22 protein-coding genes and 1 pseudogene are annotated in these 17,138 nt (G+C 49.5%); 16 read left to right on the top strand and 7 right to left on the bottom strand.

The window, feature by feature from the left end:
- From IEV98_RS23015 to IEV98_RS23035, 5 genes are all read left to right on the top strand, one after another.
- Window positions 1–1,203: a glutamate-5-semialdehyde dehydrogenase gene (locus IEV98_RS23015; protein WP_188508417.1), complete on the top strand. Its 1,203-nt coding sequence runs from the start codon at window positions 1–3 to the stop codon at window positions 1,201–1,203.
- Window positions 1,204–1,259: 56 nt separating this feature from the next.
- Window positions 1,260–3,278 (top strand): BCCT family transporter, encoded by a 2,019-nt coding sequence (locus IEV98_RS23020; RefSeq protein ID WP_188508418.1) that lies wholly within the window; start codon window positions 1,260–1,262, stop codon window positions 3,276–3,278.
- Between the two features lie 689 nt (window positions 3,279–3,967).
- Window positions 3,968–5,266 (top strand): spondin domain-containing protein, encoded by a 1,299-nt coding sequence (locus IEV98_RS23025; RefSeq protein WP_188508419.1) that lies wholly within the window; start codon window positions 3,968–3,970, stop codon window positions 5,264–5,266.
- Between the two features lies 1 nt (window position 5,267).
- Window positions 5,268–5,906, top strand: coding sequence for a peroxiredoxin family protein (locus tag IEV98_RS23030; RefSeq protein WP_188508420.1), 639 nt, complete (start codon window positions 5,268–5,270; stop codon window positions 5,904–5,906).
- A 61-nt stretch (window positions 5,907–5,967) separates the two neighbouring features.
- Window positions 5,968–6,840 (top strand): helix-turn-helix domain-containing protein, encoded by an 873-nt coding sequence (locus tag IEV98_RS23035; protein ID WP_229738931.1) that lies wholly within the window; start codon window positions 5,968–5,970, stop codon window positions 6,838–6,840.
- Window positions 6,841–6,875: 35 nt separating this feature from the next.
- On the opposite strand, the gene IEV98_RS23040 is transcribed toward IEV98_RS23035, so the two are convergent.
- The 5 genes from IEV98_RS23040 to IEV98_RS23060 all read right to left on the bottom strand — a co-directional run bounded on the left by IEV98_RS23040 (window position 6,876) and on the right by IEV98_RS23060 (window position 9,330).
- A complete protein-coding gene (locus IEV98_RS23040; RefSeq protein ID WP_188508421.1) occupies window positions 6,876–7,244 on the bottom strand; it encodes a type II toxin-antitoxin system VapC family toxin in 369 nt (122 codons plus the stop codon).
- An 8-nt stretch (window positions 7,245–7,252) separates the two neighbouring features.
- The gene (locus IEV98_RS23045) at window positions 7,253–7,483 is read right to left on the bottom strand and encodes a hypothetical protein (RefSeq protein WP_188508422.1); all 231 of its coding nucleotides are present in this window, start codon (window positions 7,481–7,483) and stop codon (window positions 7,253–7,255) included.
- 236 nt (window positions 7,484–7,719) lie between these two features.
- Complete coding sequence (locus tag IEV98_RS23050) at window positions 7,720–8,199, bottom strand: hypothetical protein (protein ID WP_188508423.1); 480 nt, start codon at window positions 8,197–8,199, stop codon at window positions 7,720–7,722.
- A 2-nt stretch (window positions 8,200–8,201) separates the two neighbouring features.
- The gene (locus IEV98_RS23055; protein WP_188508424.1) at window positions 8,202–8,852 is read right to left on the bottom strand and encodes a hypothetical protein; all 651 of its coding nucleotides are present in this window, start codon (window positions 8,850–8,852) and stop codon (window positions 8,202–8,204) included.
- The gene (locus tag IEV98_RS23060) at window positions 8,836–9,330 is read right to left on the bottom strand and encodes an RNA polymerase sigma factor (protein ID WP_188508425.1); all 495 of its coding nucleotides are present in this window, start codon (window positions 9,328–9,330) and stop codon (window positions 8,836–8,838) included. The genes IEV98_RS23055 and IEV98_RS23060 overlap by 17 nt, the downstream gene beginning before the upstream one ends.
- Window positions 9,331–9,512: 182 nt before the next feature.
- On the opposite strand from IEV98_RS23060, the pseudogene IEV98_RS24555 reads away from it, so the two are divergent.
- The 8 genes and pseudogenes from IEV98_RS24555 to IEV98_RS24615 all read left to right on the top strand — a co-directional run.
- A pseudogene (locus tag IEV98_RS24555) lies at window positions 9,513–9,773 on the top strand (DUF6597 domain-containing transcriptional factor); the annotation flags it as partial.
- Window positions 9,703–9,879, top strand: coding sequence for an AraC family transcriptional regulator (locus IEV98_RS24775; protein WP_371870702.1), 177 nt, complete (start codon window positions 9,703–9,705; stop codon window positions 9,877–9,879). The pseudogene IEV98_RS24555 and the gene IEV98_RS24775, both read left to right, overlap by 71 nt.
- A gap of 82 nt (window positions 9,880–9,961) precedes the next feature.
- Window positions 9,962–10,312 carry an ArsR/SmtB family transcription factor gene (locus tag IEV98_RS23070; protein WP_229738933.1) on the top strand — a complete coding sequence of 117 codons (351 nt, stop codon included), beginning with the start codon at window positions 9,962–9,964 and terminating at the stop codon, window positions 10,310–10,312.
- Window positions 10,309–11,259: an SRPBCC domain-containing protein gene (locus IEV98_RS23075; protein WP_188508428.1), complete on the top strand. Its 951-nt coding sequence runs from the start codon at window positions 10,309–10,311 to the stop codon at window positions 11,257–11,259. Before IEV98_RS23070 ends, IEV98_RS23075 begins: the two co-directional genes overlap by 4 nt.
- Before the next feature lie 4 nt (window positions 11,260–11,263).
- Window positions 11,264–11,737, top strand: a complete 474-nt coding sequence (locus IEV98_RS23080) for an SRPBCC family protein (RefSeq protein WP_188508429.1) — start codon at window positions 11,264–11,266, stop codon at window positions 11,735–11,737.
- A gap of 183 nt (window positions 11,738–11,920) precedes the next feature.
- Entirely contained in the window at window positions 11,921–12,274 is a 354-nt protein-coding gene (locus tag IEV98_RS23085; RefSeq protein ID WP_188508430.1) for a hypothetical protein, read from the top strand.
- A gap of 129 nt (window positions 12,275–12,403) precedes the next feature.
- On the top strand, window positions 12,404–13,105 hold the full coding sequence (locus tag IEV98_RS23090) for a hypothetical protein (protein ID WP_188508431.1): 702 nt from the start codon (window positions 12,404–12,406) through the stop codon (window positions 13,103–13,105).
- A gap of 30 nt (window positions 13,106–13,135) precedes the next feature.
- Entirely contained in the window at window positions 13,136–13,264 is a 129-nt protein-coding gene (locus IEV98_RS24615) for a hypothetical protein (protein ID WP_262892497.1), read from the top strand.
- Between the two features lie 9 nt (window positions 13,265–13,273).
- Here the strand turns inward: IEV98_RS24615 and IEV98_RS23095 are convergent, their stop codons facing one another.
- A complete protein-coding gene (locus IEV98_RS23095; RefSeq protein ID WP_188508432.1) occupies window positions 13,274–13,531 on the bottom strand; it encodes a SemiSWEET transporter in 258 nt (85 codons plus the stop codon).
- 166 nt (window positions 13,532–13,697) lie between these two features.
- Here IEV98_RS23095 and IEV98_RS23100 point away from each other — a divergent pair, with 166 nt between their 5' ends.
- Both IEV98_RS23100 and IEV98_RS23105 read left to right on the top strand, forming a co-directional pair.
- On the top strand, window positions 13,698–14,711 hold the full coding sequence (locus tag IEV98_RS23100) for a L,D-transpeptidase (RefSeq protein ID WP_229738934.1): 1,014 nt from the start codon (window positions 13,698–13,700) through the stop codon (window positions 14,709–14,711).
- Between the two features lie 65 nt (window positions 14,712–14,776).
- Window positions 14,777–15,526, top strand: coding sequence for a murein L,D-transpeptidase catalytic domain family protein (locus IEV98_RS23105; protein WP_188508433.1), 750 nt, complete (start codon window positions 14,777–14,779; stop codon window positions 15,524–15,526).
- Window positions 15,527–15,531: 5 nt separating this feature from the next.
- Here IEV98_RS23105 and IEV98_RS23110 read toward each other — a convergent pair whose 3' ends face one another.
- A complete protein-coding gene (locus IEV98_RS23110; protein ID WP_188508434.1) occupies window positions 15,532–16,539 on the bottom strand; it encodes an AraC family transcriptional regulator in 1,008 nt (335 codons plus the stop codon).
- A 140-nt stretch (window positions 16,540–16,679) separates the two neighbouring features.
- Between IEV98_RS23110 and IEV98_RS23115 the strand changes: the two genes are divergently transcribed.
- Window positions 16,680–17,051: a hypothetical protein gene (locus IEV98_RS23115; RefSeq protein ID WP_188508435.1), complete on the top strand. Its 372-nt coding sequence runs from the start codon at window positions 16,680–16,682 to the stop codon at window positions 17,049–17,051.
- The last annotated feature ends 87 nt before the right edge of the window (window positions 17,052–17,138 follow it).

Below are 17,138 nucleotides of genomic sequence, written 5' to 3' on the forward strand. Positions count from 1 at the left end.
ATGGAATTACTCAAAACAGCTCAGAAAGACAGTGTGCTGTCATCGATGATAACCATCATCGATGGTAGCCGAAAAGCCATATTGGACGCCAACCGACTCGATCTGGAGGCATTTGAACGCGACGACCAAGCGCTTTACGACCGCTTGGTGCTCGATAACGCTAAAGTGGATGGAATGATTGCAGCCATCCAGACCGTAAAAGGCCAGCCCGATCCGATAGGCCGGGTACGGTCATCGGGCGTGCTCGACAATGGGTTGCGTATCGAAAACCGGACAGCCCCGTTTGGTACCATTTTAATCATTTACGAATCGCGGCCCGATGTAACCATCGAAGCTGCGGTACTGGCGTTCAAAGCCAATAACAAAATCTTGTTGAAGGGTGGGAGAGAAGCGGTGCATACCAACCGGGTGCTTGTAGACTGTTGGCACCGGGCGCTTGAAGAAAACGGCTTGCCGGCGGATTGGATACAGCTGATCACGCTGGACCGCCAGGCCACGCGCGATTACCTGAAAAATCCACCCCAACCCATTGACCTGATCGTACCCAGGGGCGGTGAAAAGCTCATCAGTTTTGTTAAAGAACATGCGAGATGCGCCGTGTTGGTGAGTGGCCGCGGCAATAACTTTGCCTACATTGCTGCCGATGCCGACTGGCAGCAGGTATTGCCCATTGTGATCAACGCGAAAACCGATAAAATAAGCGCCTGCAATGCCTTGGATAAAGTGTTGGTTGATGAGGCGACGCCCGGATTGCCTGCGAAGCTGCAGCAACTGGGCGAGGCGTTACGTGCCAAATCCGTGCAGCTACTGGCCGAAGATCCGCTCTTGCCGCTATTGGAAAGTGCGACGCCTATCGCGGATGAGTCTGTGTGGTATGAGGAGTTCCTTGCTCCCAAAATCTGCTTCGGCCAGGTTGCCGGCCTAGAGGCTGCGATAGCCAAAATCAACGCGTACAGCGGTGGGCACTCGGCCGCTATCCTGACTTCCGACGACGCTAAGGCGTTCGTCTTTATGGAGCAGGTAGACAGTGCAGCGGTTTACCACAATGCATCAACCCGCTTTACCGATGGCGGCGCCATGGGCGTCGGCGCCGAATTGGCCATCAGCACCGATAAGCTGCATCACCGCGGGCCGTTGGGGTTGGAACAGTTGGTGACAAATAAATACTACGTGTATGGCGACGGGCAGATCCGGACAATTTAATTAATTGAACAGGCATTTTTTATAACACATTACGGCGTTAAACTTGTTTGCTATTCATGCGGAAACTAGCAAGAAATACTACATTCAAGAAAGGAGTGGTCGTACCGAGCCTGGTGTTTATCCTTTCTGTGTCTTTCATTTCGAGTTTTTTTCCAAACCGAATGGCTGCGTTGCTCAGTCAGGTTCAAGGATTTATATTTACCAATCTCAATTGGGTTTATATCTGGACAGTCACGGTCTTCGTGTTTTTTTTGTTTTTCCTGGTGGTGAGCAAATACGGCTCGATAAAACTGGGTGACAACGATGAGAAGCCCGAATATTCATTTTTCTCCTGGGTGTCCATGCTGTTTGCGGCGGGCATGGGTATCGGACTGATGTACTTCAGTGTGGCTGAACCGATTTCTCATTTTTCGGAGCAAGCATTCGGGCAATACGACGAAATCCGGCGGGCGAAAGACGCGCAGCTATATACGTTTTTTCATTGGGGCATTCATGCCTGGGCAATTTATGGCGTGGTGGGATTGTCGCTGGCCTATTTTACATACCGGTATAAATTGCCCCTTTCCTTGCGAAGTTGTTTTTACCCGATCCTGAAAGGCCGAATAAACGGGTATACGGGTGATATCATTGATACGTTTGCGTTATGCAGTACGTTTTTCGGCATCACGACGACACTGGGGTTTGGGGTAGTTCAGCTGAATGCGGGCCTTGTTGAGGTCGGCGTCATGGCTGGCCGGGGCTTCGGCTACCAGATCGCCATCGTGGCGGTGATCATGGCGATTTCGATCATTTCCGCAACGTCTGGAGTAAACAAGGGCGTGAAATTTCTGAGTCAGACCAATATCGTGGCTGCCGTGATATTGATGTTGTTTGTGTTGGCGTTGGGGCCGACTGTGTTTGTACTGGGGTCGTTTTCCGAAGGATTGGGGAACTATATCAATGAGTTTTTTGACCTGACATTCAACACGCATGCCTATGAGCCCGGGGTGCATCCCTGGTTTTTTAGTTGGACCATCCTATATTGGGCATGGTGGATCTCTTGGTCGCCGTATGTCGGCTTATTCATCGCTAAAATATCGCGTGGCCGCACGATCCGAGAGTTTATTGGTGCCGTGCTCATTATCCCTACTGCGTTCAATTTTCTTTGGATGTCCGTATTCGGTAACAGCGCCACCTGGTTGGATCGGAACCGGTTGAATGGTCTGCTGAGCAGTATGGCCGATCGGACCGACGAATTGCTGTTTCGGTTTTTGGAATTCTTTCCGGCAGCAGGGGTAACCCAGCTACTCGCTATATTTATCATTTTTATTTTTTTTGTGACGTCGGCGGATTCGGGGATTTTTGTGATGAACAGCATCGCGACAAAGAATGCGGTCAGGTCTCCTAAGTGGCAGTTGGTTTTCTGGGGGCTTTTGCTAGCCGTCTTGGCGCTGGTGTTGCTTAACGCCGGTGGCTTGAGTGCCCTTCAAACCATGACCCTGATTACGGCGCTTCCTTTTTCCCTGCTCATGCTGTTGTTTTGTTATAGCCTGATGCAGGGCCTGATCGCTGATAGCAACTACTATGGAAAGGGATTTTCGCCCGCGACCATCAATTGGTCGGGTGTGCGCTGGAAAGAACGTCTTCATCGCATCTTATCGTTCAAAGACCGGGACGCCGTAGCGGATTTTATCCGGAATACGGTCGACCCGTCGCTTCGCGAACTCGCCGAGGAGTTTAATCGACGGGATGTAGCCGCCAGTGTAACCGCGGCCGGCGACCATACATGGGTGGAGCTGATGATACGCCATGAGCGCATCGACAATTTTAAGTATGGGGTACGCTGCCAGCAAAAAGAAGTGTCTGATTTTTTAGTTAGTGAGGAAAACCTCCCCGATCTCGATAAACACCGCACGTACATCCCTGAATCGTATTTTGGCGACAACCGAATTGGTTACAACATGGAGTATTTTGTTCAGGAAGAAGTGATCGCTGATGTGTTGCGGCAGTATGAACGCTTTCTGGGGCTCGCCGCAGAGGTCAAAAACGAACTGTTTACGGACAATAGTTTTAAGAACACGCCGGATGACGAATGAATCCGAAAAAATAATATGAATTGCTTTACCGGTGTTGCTTTATATTAAAAGTCTTATCACATCAGCTAAATTATTTAAATCAACTGTAGGGTGCTGTGCAGCCATCGCTTTCGGAATCCACACCAGTCGCAATGAAAACTCGCCCGCACTCAGGAATGGGTATGAGCTCGATGTAGAGCCCTGATAGACGATTCCGAAATAATAGGTGTGGAAGGGGGTTCTGTATACCATAGCCGTAACCATGCTCGCTGTTGGGGTATTATACCAAGTCGGTCTCTTCATCGAGTGCCGGTGCCATGCTGGCCAACCTCACGCCAAATTCCTCAAAAGAGGAAATGGGCGCGATCTCTTTTACGTGGACTGTTTCTGTGGGCATCATGTTAATGATTGATAAGCGGACACCATCCAAGCCATGCGTACCGAATAACAAACTTAGTTTAAAAAAGCAATCTCCGCAAGCGAAAATAATGCGGTATATGACGGCCTGAGCTCTTATAGCGACTGCGTGCCCAAGTGTTTCTGCTGGTTTTCCCGTGGTACAATGAAAAGCGCTGTTAGATGCCTTTCTTGAAAAATGGCAAGCGCACAGATGGATTCGGGACAAATCGGTAACTCATCGGGAACTATGGGTAACAGGCGCGCGGTCTTATCGTGCGATATTTGTCATACTCAGAAAGGAGAACTATAGTATGTACAACAAACAACTAACCGGAATGTCCTTGATCGCGCTGCTGGCACTGGCCACATCGTGTAAAAAAAGCGGTGAAGACATGACCGGAACAACGACAATGATTACCGTGGAAAATGTGTTGGATTCGAGGCCGCTTGTGCAGACAGGAACCTTTCAGAACACTGGAGAAGTACCCGTTATTTTACCGGGTGCGTCTATTTCTTTTCAGTTTTCAGCGGCGAAAGGTCAGGCGGTGAGCTTTGCCACGATGTACGGATGGTCAAACGACCTGTTCTTTGCGCCCGCAAACCCGGGTATCGCCTTATACAACGAAGCGGGGATGCCGATGGAGGGGGATGTTTCGTCTGCGATTAAGCTGTGGGACAACGGTACGCGCATCAACCAGGCGCCCGGCGAGTCGGTGAGCCATCCAGGCATGGCGGAAAGTGCGTCAAAAAACGTGATGGAAGTGAGCGGAACAGATGCGCAGGGAAATACCTACGCACAGGCATCAGCGATGATGAAAGCCACGCTGAAATATGACGGCAACTCGATGTTTACGCTGACGATCGCCAACACGTCTGGCAATACGGCCAATGCAACACCCTTCAGCCCCGGGGTATGGGCGATCTCTTATATCGCCGGGAGCGACCTGCTGAGCCCGAACCCGCTTTATGAACCAGGAAAACCTACCGCAAATGGCCTGACCGAGCTGGCCGAAATGGGTGATAATAGCACTTTAGGGGACTATCTGGCGGAGCAAACCGGTATCTTTACACCGTTTTCGCCGATCTTGGTTGTGGTGTATAAAGGGGCGGAAAATCCACTGTACAAAACCGGTGAGAAAGACCGTGGCAAGGGGTTGAAGGCGTTGGCACAAACGGGAGACGCAGCGATGCTGGCGGCTTACCTGAAAACGGTGGACGGCGTACGTGATGTGTACGTACTGCCCGCGGAAAACACCATGGTATTGCTCCCCAAAATCGGCGGCCAGCCGGGAAGCAGTGTTTCGCAGCAGCTGCAGGTAGCCAAGGGCGATCGCTTGGCCATCGCAACCATGTACGGGTTTTCGAACGACTGGTTTTTTGCATCCAAGGATAACGGGGTAGATGCAACCCAGAAAGGCGATATATCGGAGTCCATCGGACTGTTTGACAACGGAACGGCCGTGAACCAGTTTCCGGGTGCTGGGATCACCCAGGTCAATTTGGCCGGAACGCCACTGGAAGAAAGCAAGGCCATTGAGGCGGTGCCGAATCCGAATGCGTTTACCACACTGCCCGAAATTGGGGATATGTTGAAAGTAACCCTTCATTAAAATGAACAAAAGAACCTTAATGTATGGGATAGCGGCTTTAGTGATGGGCCTGCTATTCATAAATGGTTTGCATGCGCAGCAAGCGGGTCAGCACGTGGTGCAACGGCCGGAAGACATCAGCCCGCTGCTGTATGGTGAGAAGATACCCCAAGCAACGTTGCAGGGTGCTTCGGCTAAGGAGGTTGACCTGCTCGAAACCGTAGCGGCCAAGCCCACCGTGCTGGTTTTTTACCGCGGGGGGTGGTGCCCGTACTGCTCCCTGCAGTTGGCGGGATTGCAGGAGGCCATGCCCGAACTGGAAAAATTGGGGTATCAGCTACTGGCAATCAGTACCGATAGCCCTGAGGCGCTCCGGGAGTCGGCCGTGAAGGAAAAATTGGGCTATACCCTGCTGTCTGATGCGGACCTGCAATTGGCCAAGCAGTTTGGCATTGCCTACAAAGCGCCGGAAGCCTATTGGAGCATGCTGCCGAAGACAACCGGTGGCAAGAATACCGATTTATTGCTTCCGGTTCCGTCGGTTTTCATCGTTGATCAGGCCGGCGTCATCCAGTTTGAATACGTCAATCCGGATTTCAAGCAACGGCTGAGCGCTGCGTTGCTCTTGGCAGCGGCCAAAAGCATCCGTAGTGAACGCTGAGGTAGTAAGGTCGTGGGAATTTCGGCACGGCTGTTGACGTAATTTGGTTGCTTATCACCACATGAACCAAAAGATGGTCCGGCAATACTTGGAAGAAACGACAAACGGGTGCTTTGTGATGCACAGCGGCAACAGCCTGTTTTCGGGGCAAGGCTTAAGCAATCCCGCCCCGCACCCCATCAATACCTTTGTTTTCAATAAAGGCGCGGAACAAAGCGTGGTCATTGACGAGATTCCCTATACGATGCCTGCGCAGAGCATCCTGCCCTTGGTATCCAACCAGCATTTCGTATTTGAGCATCCCGAAGCGCTGGTTGCCTGGCAGTTCAACCGCGAATTTTACTGCATCGTTAATCACGATGCCGAAGTGGGGTGTGTGGGCTTCCTGTTTTATGGTATCCACCATCCGATGTTCATCCGGTTGGATGCAGCGGATGTGAGCGACATAACTTATATGGAAGGTGTTTTTTCCACGGAGCTGATGCTCCGGGATAATTTCCAGGGTGAAATGCTGCGGACGTTGTTGAAGCGGGTGATTATCAAAGCGACACGGATGGCGAAACAGCAATGCGAAAGCTATCGGCTGTTTCCGGATGAGAAAATGGACCTGATCCGCAATTATGCGTTGCTGGTAGAAATGCATTTCAGGCGGGAGCATGAGGTTAGTTTTTATGCGGATGCATTGAATAAGGCGCCCAAGACACTGAGCAATGTTTTTGCATTGCTGAAGCAACCCACGCCTTCCACGGTAATCCGCAACCGGATCCTGCTTGAAGCCAAGCGGTACTTGCATTATACCGACAAGTCGGCCAAGGAAATCGCTTATGAGCTGGGTTTTGAAAACCCGGCGCATTTCAGCCGGTTTTTCAAGGCTAACGCCGGAAAGAATATTTCGGAATTTATCAAAAAGAGTTGCACACCCGCTTCGTTATGATGTTGTACGGGGACTCAGTAGTTGAAAGCTGGGTATTAAACGATTGGATTGATGCAGTTTATTTCTGCTATCCGTTCAAAATCTTTTAAATTGCGGGTATATAAATCCAAGTGATGTATAATTGCTGTTGAGGCTATAACGCTGTCGCCCAACTTTAAGTTATATTGCTGTCGTATGTCAATCGCTTTGTCGAAAATTGCATTATCGGGAGCAATGATAGAGACGTAGCTAAATACGTCCAAGAAGTACTTTTTATGAACATTTTTCAAACCATGGTAACCGAGCACCTCAACACGGGATATTTCAGAAACATGGCAAGAATCTTCTACCAGTAAGGCTCTTAGATATTGAAAATCTTCTGAAAGTGAATAGATTATAATATTACTATCGATAAGAAATCCCATAAGATGGTCTAGGAAAAAGGCAATTCACGGTCTTCCCGCTCATTTCGTTCCCACTCAGCTGCATCGCCAAATGGATTTTCGCTCTTCGCTTTAAACTTTAAAATCCGGGTCTTTAACGCTTTTCGTTCTTTGTCGTCTGCACTGACCTCTCTGCGCTCAACACTCATATTCAATTTCTTTGCTAAGGCTAAGACTTTGGCAATACTCTGCTCGTTGCTGGATTTCAGAATTAATTCCATAGCTTTATCTATCGATATTTACAAAAGTAAAAAATGCGACTAACAAAAGCAAGGCTTTAATACTCTGGACTTACCCCGAAATTTAGAGGGCCGGGGTTTTGAAAACCCGGCGCATTTCAGCAGGTTTTTCAAAGCTAATGCCGGAAAGAATATTTCGGAATTTGCCAGAATGCAACATAAACATGTACGAGTTTCTGGTATATTACACATTTTTATGTACGAGTTTGGTTGAAGGTTTACGCCATCCCCGCCATCGCACCAGACAGCGAAGCAATCAGGTAGTTTGCCGCGTATAGGGCAACCATGATTACCAAAGCAGCTGGCGGCTCACTGCCGAACGTAATCCCGAAATCGTAGTTGAGGTGATTCCAGTTGATTTTCGGATCAAACGCAATCAGCTGTTCGCCATCCCGGTTTTTGACGGTGTACGTATCGTGGAGGATGCCCTGGGCTTTGAGGGTATACGCCTGGCCGTCATGGAACGCAAACACGATCCGGCCGCGCCAGTCCATGTGCAAGGTGGCTATTTCCGCCCCGCCTTCCGATATGCTGATCCGCGTGCCGAAAATGCCGACCGGTTTGATGGCATACACGCGGGCGTCGGCGAGCTTGATTTCGGCGCTCAGGAATAGCCGGTTTCTGTAAACCAGTTCGCCTAGCGGCTGGCCGTCCGCGGTAAGGCGGAAGGTGGTGCTGTCTGTTAATTTTACTTCCATGGTTATGCTTCGTGTTGTAAGGTTTCCATTTCGGCAAGGGTGCGCTTCAGTCTGCTGAATACACGGCCGTACATCAGCCGCACATCCCATTTGTAAATCCGGTCGGAAAACCAGAACATGAGCAGGACGACCGCTCCGGCGATGGCCAGCGCAGCGATGGGCACATTGCCGATAACGGTTAGCTCCGGAAACTTCTCACGGATTTTGGCGCCCGGTCCCTCCGGTCCGTTCCATGCGGACCAGACTATGCTTAGGGCAATCAGAAAATAGAGCGGATACGAGAAGCGCGCTACTTTCACGCTCCGGGCCAGTACGTCGTTGAGCCATTGATCGAATGCCCGGAGGTATGCCAGGCTGGTGGCGCCCTGATCTAGCGTGGACAGGCCACGGAGCTGCCGGTGGTTGTACCATGCCGTAAGCAGCAGCAATGCAGACACGGCAAGCCCCTGCCAAAGCGCATGCACCGCATAGGAGATGACGGGCAACACAATCGCTAAGACGATGATCAGCACAAAGTTGATGCGGAACATCCGTTTCACCCGGTCAACGACATGGATGGATTTCCGGTTGTACAGGTCGTTTATTTGCGGAGCGACCAGCTGCTTTTCATTCAGAAAGCCTTCTTTCCAAATGGTTTCAATCGAATTCTTCATGGAGTATTTTCTTTAAACGTTCTTTAATCCGGCTCACGCGGACACCGATATTGTTTGCATTGGTGCCAAGCACCTCGGCGATTTCCGGATACGATTTTTCATCGAGATACAGCAGGATCAATGCCCGGTCGACTTCGGACAATCGCTTGATGGCCGCATACAATTGGTTGAGTGGCTCGTTGTCGAAAGCCCGGTTATTAACGGTGGCCACATCCGGCAGCACATCCGGAGTAATATACCGCCGCGCGTTGGTTTTCTGTTTTTTGAGTAGCGTGAGGCACACGTTTAACGAAACGCGATATACCCACGTAGACCAGGTGCACTGTTCGCGGAAATTAGCCTTGCTCCGCCAGATTTGCAGGCATACCTCCTGGTAATAATCTTCAAAGTCTTCCTGCGAATGCGTATATGCCCGGCAGATCTTGATGATGATGGCGGCGAAAGGTAAAATCGATGTTTGGTAAAAATCTGTACTCACGTTGTTTGCTGCTGCATGCTTTCCTTAGTTAGTGGCTCCACCTGATCAAACTTTACACTTCCTTTGTTTTTTTCCTTTCCCGAGCCGACGCCGTTTTAAAGGGATAAGCTGATCCAATACTCAAGATACATAAACTTGTACGCGTTTCTTGAATTAATTTTTCATGACTACCTTTGAGGGTGATGGAATTCCACAGATTCGCTCCAATACCGCCGCTAGTTCCTTATGTGCAGTATTTCTGGACATTGGCCAATGCTGACGAGATACCGGCACCCTACACCTTTACCACCATTGCTGATGGCTTACCGGGGCTGATTTTCCATCGGGGTACCCCCGAAATTGTTTTCACGGATTTGTCAATTTCAGGCCGCCATGCAGCAATTTCGCGAAGGCGGATCGAATCGATTTACCGACTTGGCGTTTGCACATGGCTATGCCGACCAGCCGCATTTCATCCGCACATTTAAGGCCTTTGTTGGTTACTCACCACGGCACTTCGCACGTGCTTTCGCCGAACAGCTACCCAATTTCCCCCATTTAATCAGCTGAGTTTCCCACGGTGGTAAACTAAAAGAAAAACTTGCGCAAGTGAATGCTTGCTCTTATATTTGCAAGTATATACTTGCATATTATGGAAGCCCGAAGGGATGTTTTTCAAGCCATAGCTGACCCGACACGCAGGGCAATCATCGGGATGATTGCCAAGCAACCGACCAACGTGAATACCATCGCTGAGCAGTTCGACGTTAGTCGCCAGGCGATTTCCCTGCACTTAAAGATACTTGCCGAATGTGGCCTGTTGGCGATGAAGCAGCAGGGACGCGAGCGCATCTGCGAAGCCAAGTTGGATAAGCTTGCGGAGGTAAACGAGTGGATAGCACAATACAGGCAATTCTGGGCACAGAAACTGGACGCCCTGGAAAATTACCTGAACGGCATTAGTGATAGTAGTCATGCGGACGATAAACTAAAAATACGATGAAAGCTCCATTAGGAAAATTAGCAAAGGAAAAGGACGGCTATCAAGTCGTTTTCGAACGGGTGTTCAATCACCCCATTGAAAAGGTTTGGAATGCCATCACCAACCCTGAGGAACTGAAATTCTGGTTTACGGATATCAAACTGGATTTCCGGCCGGGGGGTGCCATCACGTTTCAGTTCAGGGATGAGGAAAAGACCGCGTCTTATGGCGAGATCGTGGTCATTGAACCGCCCAACCGGTTTGCGTGGACATGGGAGGGTGAGCTGGCCGTTTGGGAATTGGCCGCGCGGGACGAACACACGACACGGTTGGTCTTCACGTATAGCAAGCTGACGGCAGATTATGCGGTAAACGCCCCTGCTGGTTTCCACGACTTGCTTGATCTGCTGGCAGAACGGCTTGATGGTAGCGAAAAAATGTACCCATTTGGCGTAGCGGATACGGCTGGTGAGCACAATAAGGCGCAGGTCCATTATGCCGACGCCGCCTATGCGGCCTATCCTGAACTCCTGAAACATCAACCGGTAGTGGTTGAAAAAGTGCTTGATAAGCCTGTTGAACAGGTTTGGCGGGCCATTGCCGACAAAGCTCAGCTAAAACAGTGGTACTTTGATCTAGATGACTTTAAACCCGAAGTCGGTTTCCACTTCACGTTCCCGGGCCAGGGCCATAAGGGAGCACAGTACATCCACCGGTGTACCGTTACCGAGGTGGTTCCCCAAAAGAAGCTGCAATACAGCTGGCAATATGAAGGGCATCCCGGTTATTCACTGGTGACATTCGAACTGGCTGAAATGGGAAATAAAACGAAGCTGAAACTTACTCATCACGGACTGGAAACCTTCCCGCAGGACAATGCCGATTTTGCATGGAAGAGCTTCACGGGGGGCTGGAATGAAATCATCGGCAAAATGCTGCCGGATTTTTTGAATAACGTAAATAGATAAAGTCATGGAAAATACGAAGTTACCGATGGTAGAAACCCAAATGATGATCAGGAAGCCCGTCGCAATCGTTTTTGAAGCATTCATTGACCCGGCTGTAACCACCAAATTCTGGTTTACCAAATCCAGCGGAAAACTGGAGCCGGGCAGGACGGTTACCTGGGGATGGGAAATGTACAACGTAGCTAGTGATGTGCGGGTAAAGGAAATCATTCCCAACGAGAAAATCTCCATCGAATGGGACAACACGCCAGGTACCACAACCACGGTTGATTTTGAGTTTACGGCCCTGACCACTGACACCACCTATGTGGTGATCAAAAATTACGGCTTCCATCAAACCGGTGATGAACTGATCGAAGCCATCAAGGACAATACCGGCGGATTCACCACCGTACTGGACGGACTGAAAGCCTGGCTGGAATTCGGTATCGAATTGAGCTTAGTAAGGGACAAGTTTCCCAATACGCCACAAAAATGATGGACATGAAAAATCAAATCGCTACATTACTGCAACTACGGATGCAGTCCGAGATTCGTTTGGATCTCCAATAAAACCCACTGACACCCAGCTTTCCTGAAGGGTGTTTATGCAACATAGTTGCGAAAGTTGAGAAAATCATTGTTGTTTTAAAAGTTTTAATGCAACTTTGATGCAAAATTTATGAGGCGTTATTTTCAGCTATCGGAAGTATTGATGCGTATCGTTGCGATGGCCGTACTCGTTGCGGTTGTCGGCATTTCGCTGATGCGGGCCACGCATACGCATGCTCACGAAAAAGAACAGGTTGAAGATCATAACCATCACAACCCTGATCATACGTCGGATTGTGATTTTTGTGCGTGCTACGTCCATTTCGCCCCAAAGGAAGCCGGTGCCCGCGTATCCTTTACGTTTTCCATCCCTGCTCGTTCGTTCGTTGCGCAGCTAGGGCAGCTTAGCCATAGAAAGATCTGCACTGGGCCCCGAAACCAATACATCAACAAGGGACCGCCAGCCAGTTCCAACCTGATTTAACCATTCCCCGTTAATCAGTACATCAAATTCTTATCGGTCGTTTTTTCCGACGTGACCATAGCTAGGTGACGGCAGGAGAGATGTGTCCATTAGTCAATCCATTATCTCACAATAAAAATCAAATTACAAATGAAAAAGCAAAACAAATTAGTAGCATTTGCCTGGGTAGCCTGTGCGTTCTTTTTACTGGCATCCTGTAACAAAGACGACGGCGGCGAACCGATCCCCGGGGGCATCCAACGGGCGGAATTGATCCTCACCGAAGTGAGCGGCGAAACGGTGGAAGCGCACGGCGACCATTTCCATGGCCTGGATGGCGGCACGGAGGGCGAATCGATCGTAATCAAATTTGACGGAAACGGCACCGCCACGGCCAACGGTCACCTGCACCTGGAGGTCGACGCTGCCTACAAAATTGAGCTGAAAGCGTGGGATTACACCGGCAAAGAGGTACAGAATGATTTCATTGCGAACAAGGCGACCGCCGACCTGCACAAAGCGTTTCTGATCGGCGGGGATTTTATCCTGAATCCGGATTCTGACGACGAAAGCGGGGCCATCTTCCAGCCGCGTGAACAAACCTACGGCGATGGTGCTGCCGTGGAGGGGAAATACGAAACGACGGGTATCCTGAGCTACTTTACCATTGGGCATGACAACGAAGGGCCAACCAAGGCGGTGACCTACGTGCTGCGCAAGCTGAACGCGGGTGTAAAGGCAACGATTGAACGCACGGACTGGAACCGCGACGATTACGCATCGGCTTTTGCGGGCGAAAATGTGCTTGAACTGAAATTCGAGATCCATGCCGAACACGGGCACGATCACTAATTGACTGTTGTGTGTTTGTAGGGGTGATGGATGTTTTTTCTATCACCCCTTTTTTATATCCTCGAAGCTGCCCGTCTTAGCCACGGCTTGGAAAGACTCGAACAGATCAAGTATGCCGTGCTGGAACGGGACGGGCAGATTTCGATCATCCCCGAATAATGCGTACGCCTACTTTCTGAAAACGAACCAGAAGATGAGGAGTGTTAAATTTACAAGTACCGAAAATGCGTTTGAGAGTATAATCGGGATTTCATTTTGCAGGAAACCATAGTAAACCCATAGGCTGACACCGGTTATCAGCACACAAATCATGGTGATAGACAGGTCAGCTGTTTCTTTGGTTTTTATCACTTTAATCAGCTGGGGTAACATGGCTGCAGAAGTAAAGGTCCCCGCTGCAATCCCAATTATCGTTTCGTAAGTCATTGATGATAGTTAATGGCCGTTACTCACCAGTGCCGGATCAGCCCGCCAAAGGCGTATGTATTTATTACAAGTAATAAACCAACGGCCCGCTGTTTTGATTTGAGTTTTTTCCAACAATTCCAGGTGTTTGTTGTCATTCTTGAATGAAACCAAAGCAGCAAACACCATGGAAATCGCTAATCACGTGAAAATGCCGTTGTATGTGATGTTGTTACTGGCAACATCGCTGCTCTTTTCGTGCGGCGAGCGCCAGACAGCCGACGACGCTGAGCGGCACGAGCCCAAAGAAACGGCACAACCGCAGCTAACCGCGGACCAGATTGCGCTGACCAAAGCCATTTCGTACAACCGGTATACGCTGGAAGACGAATACGCGTATGAAGATACTGTGCGCGTATTCCAATGGGATAAGATCAAGGAACAGCTGGCGATCATTGAAAATTTACAGCTGGACAGCAAGCGCTTCGCCGTATTGCAAAACTACAACAACATCAATGGGAAAGCTCCCGCAGTGGCCACACCCGTGCAGGATGACCATGATCGGCTTTCGGATACGCTGGGCACCGCACGCGACCAGTCGATACCCTTATATAAGCCGGGAAACAGCGATGCTCCCCTCATCTATGGCCGCGACGGATGGCTCGTGGAGCTGTTGAGCAGCGATACCGCGGCCCGCATAAAGGTGGCCGGCCCGTCATTCGATGGAAGCTGGGAGGTACCCAAACAGTACGTAACCCCGCTGAGCGACAGCGCACGGTTTGACCAAGTGGTGGTTGTGGATGTCACCAACCAAAATATCGCCACCCTCGAACGTTCCGATGGGGGCGCTTGGCAGATCTTGAGTATGAATCCGGCCACATCCGGCAAGCACGACCCGCCCTATGCGATGGAGACGCCGCTGGGCATCTTTGTGCTCCAGGAGAAAAAGCCCAAAATGCTGTATACGGAAGATGGCACCAAAGTCATCAAAGGTTATGCTCCGCATGCCAGCCGCTTTACGAATGGGGCTTATGTACATGGTGTGCCGACAGAGGATCCGGAAGGTGAAATCATCGAACATAGCCCGACGCTTGGCACTGTGCCCCGGTCGCACATGTGCGTACGCAATGCGACATCACACGCTAAATTCATATACGATTGGGCAAAAGCGCTGCACGCCTTGGTCATTGTGATTGAATGACATTTATTTAACACTTTGATTTTCAAAATATTGGTATCTTTGCAGCGGAGCAGAGAAAAGTGCGTATGAAAAAGTTATTATTGGTGATGATTGTTGCGGTGCTGACGACCTTAGCGTTCCATCCCTTACCCATAAAAGAAAAAGCAGTCGCCCAGCCGACGGATTCCATCGGCACGCGGCTGCCAGAAGTGTCTGAAACCAAACAGCTCTACGATAGCCTGAAGCTTCAATCCATCCTCAAGTACGAGGCGTTTGAACAAGCAATGGTGGGCTACGCAGCGATCCCGGCGGCCAATAAAAACCTGCTTACTGTCATCGACTTCTCCCTGCCGTCTACCGAAAGGCGTTTATATGTGCTAGATATGAAGCATAGAAAGCTGCTGTTTCACACCATCGTATCGCACGGCCGCAACAGCGGCGGTAACTACGCCACCGAATTTTCCAACATAAACGGCTCGTTGCAGAGCTCACTGGGGTTTTACCTCACCGATGCGACCTATCAGGGGCGCAACGGCTATTCCCTTCGCCTGGCGGGCCAGGAGCCCGGCATCAATGACCAAGCCATGGCCCGGGCCATTGTGATGCACGGTGCGGATTATTGCAGTGAAGCGGTTATCCAAGCTACAGGCAGACTGGGAAGAAGTTATGGCTGCCCCGCATTGCCGCGTGCGCTAAACAAACCGATCATCGATACCATCAAAGGCGGCAGCCTGCTATTTATCTATGCGGATAATGAAGATTATCTGGCAAAAAGCGCGATCCTGAAAGACCATACCGCGCTGCCTGAGATGTTACTCGCTCAAAAAGGGCAGTAGCATGCTTACATGTACTCCCGCTTAAATGCTGTGGGGGATTTGTTGGTCCATCGCTTGAAAGCCCTTATGAATCCACTGACTTCCGCATAACCCAATGTGTCGGCAATCTCTTTTATCGACATGAAATCATTTCGCAGGTATTGAATCGCTAACGATTTACGCACATCTTCTACAAGCTCGAAATAAGTAAGGTGTTCTTCTTTTAATTTCCGTTGAAGGGTTCGTACACTGATATTGAAATTATTGGCCACGGATTCCATTGACAATGTGTAAAGGTAGGAATTACTGAACAGGTAATTATATATCGTAGTAGCGAATGCGCCCTTGTTGGAAACCCGTTCCTTCAATAGGGGAATCTGATCCAAAAAGGTTTTTTGCAATCCATAATTTGCAGTGATAATTTTCGTATCCAGGTATGCATTGTCAAATTCCAGTAAATAGCGATCTCCCTTTCTTACAGGGCCTTGTAAAATTTCGTCATATTGGTTTGCAAACGCTTTATTATAAGTTGGTAAGGTTACAAGAATCGGCTTGGGCCGCTTAACGAGTAATCCCCGCAGTTCATGGAGCGTAAAGGCTGTCAAAAAGTCGCCCATTTGATGATTGGCGTTGATCAGGGTTTTATGCCTTTCATTTCTTGTGTAGCTAATCTTGAATGTCTTTTCGCCTTCTTCGATACGCATGGTATAAAGATCGGTAAAGAGGTGTAATAACGAACTGACCATCATTAACGCATCCCTAACCGTGTTGCTGGTTAAAATGACCTGCCCGACGAGGTTTAACGCGGCTACTTGCATGGTGTATCCGAATTGAAGCCCGATAGCCTCATTGTTTGAAAGTTTGACGATGTTCTTCCACAACGTTTCTGTTTCGGGGTCAGTCAGTGTGAAATTACAGTCGGAATACAGGTCGCGCAAGTCAAAGCCGGAACTTCTTGCCAGGTAGGCCGGGTCGATATTCCTTTCTTCGCAAAATATAATTAGTGCCTGAAAAAAGGTTTGTTTGTAATTCATAGCTACAAACTTAACTAAATTTTTCTTCGCTCCGCTGCCGCTGAAAGACGACGCGTTTGTCGTAAGATGGTAATATTTTGTCGCAAAGTGAAAAAAGCGAAATCGTTTTTCGGGGATACCTTTGAAAAAAAACAATTGCTATGAAACTAAAGAACATTTTGCTTTTAAACGCCATCAGTTCAGGAATCACCGGTTTACTTTTGGCTGCAGTACCCCGTGTATTTGCCGACATCTTCCAACTGGTAAGCCTGGCGCCATTTACAGGTGTCGGGATATTCTTGGTACTCTATGCACTCCTCGTCGCTGTTACGGCGTTGGCAGTGCCCATTCGAACGGTATGGGTGCGGGTAGTTATCGCACTGGATATGATTTGGGTAGTGGCGAGTGTGGTTTGTGCGGCAGCGGTGTTTACCATGATTAGCTTGTGGGGTACCCTGTTTATCCTTGGAGTAGCGGCATGGGTAGGCGCAATGGCTTACCTGCAAAACAAGGCATTGATTACCGGGCGATAGAAACTGGCGAACGGGTAGAAATCGGTTGAATATGCATGATTTTTCAAACATCTGTGCCTTAAGGTTGTCTTTAACAACAGATAACTA

The sequence above is a fragment of the Parapedobacter pyrenivorans genome (assembly GCF_014636865.1).
In the GTDB taxonomy this organism is placed as follows: domain Bacteria; phylum Bacteroidota; class Bacteroidia; order Sphingobacteriales; family Sphingobacteriaceae; genus Parapedobacter; species Parapedobacter pyrenivorans.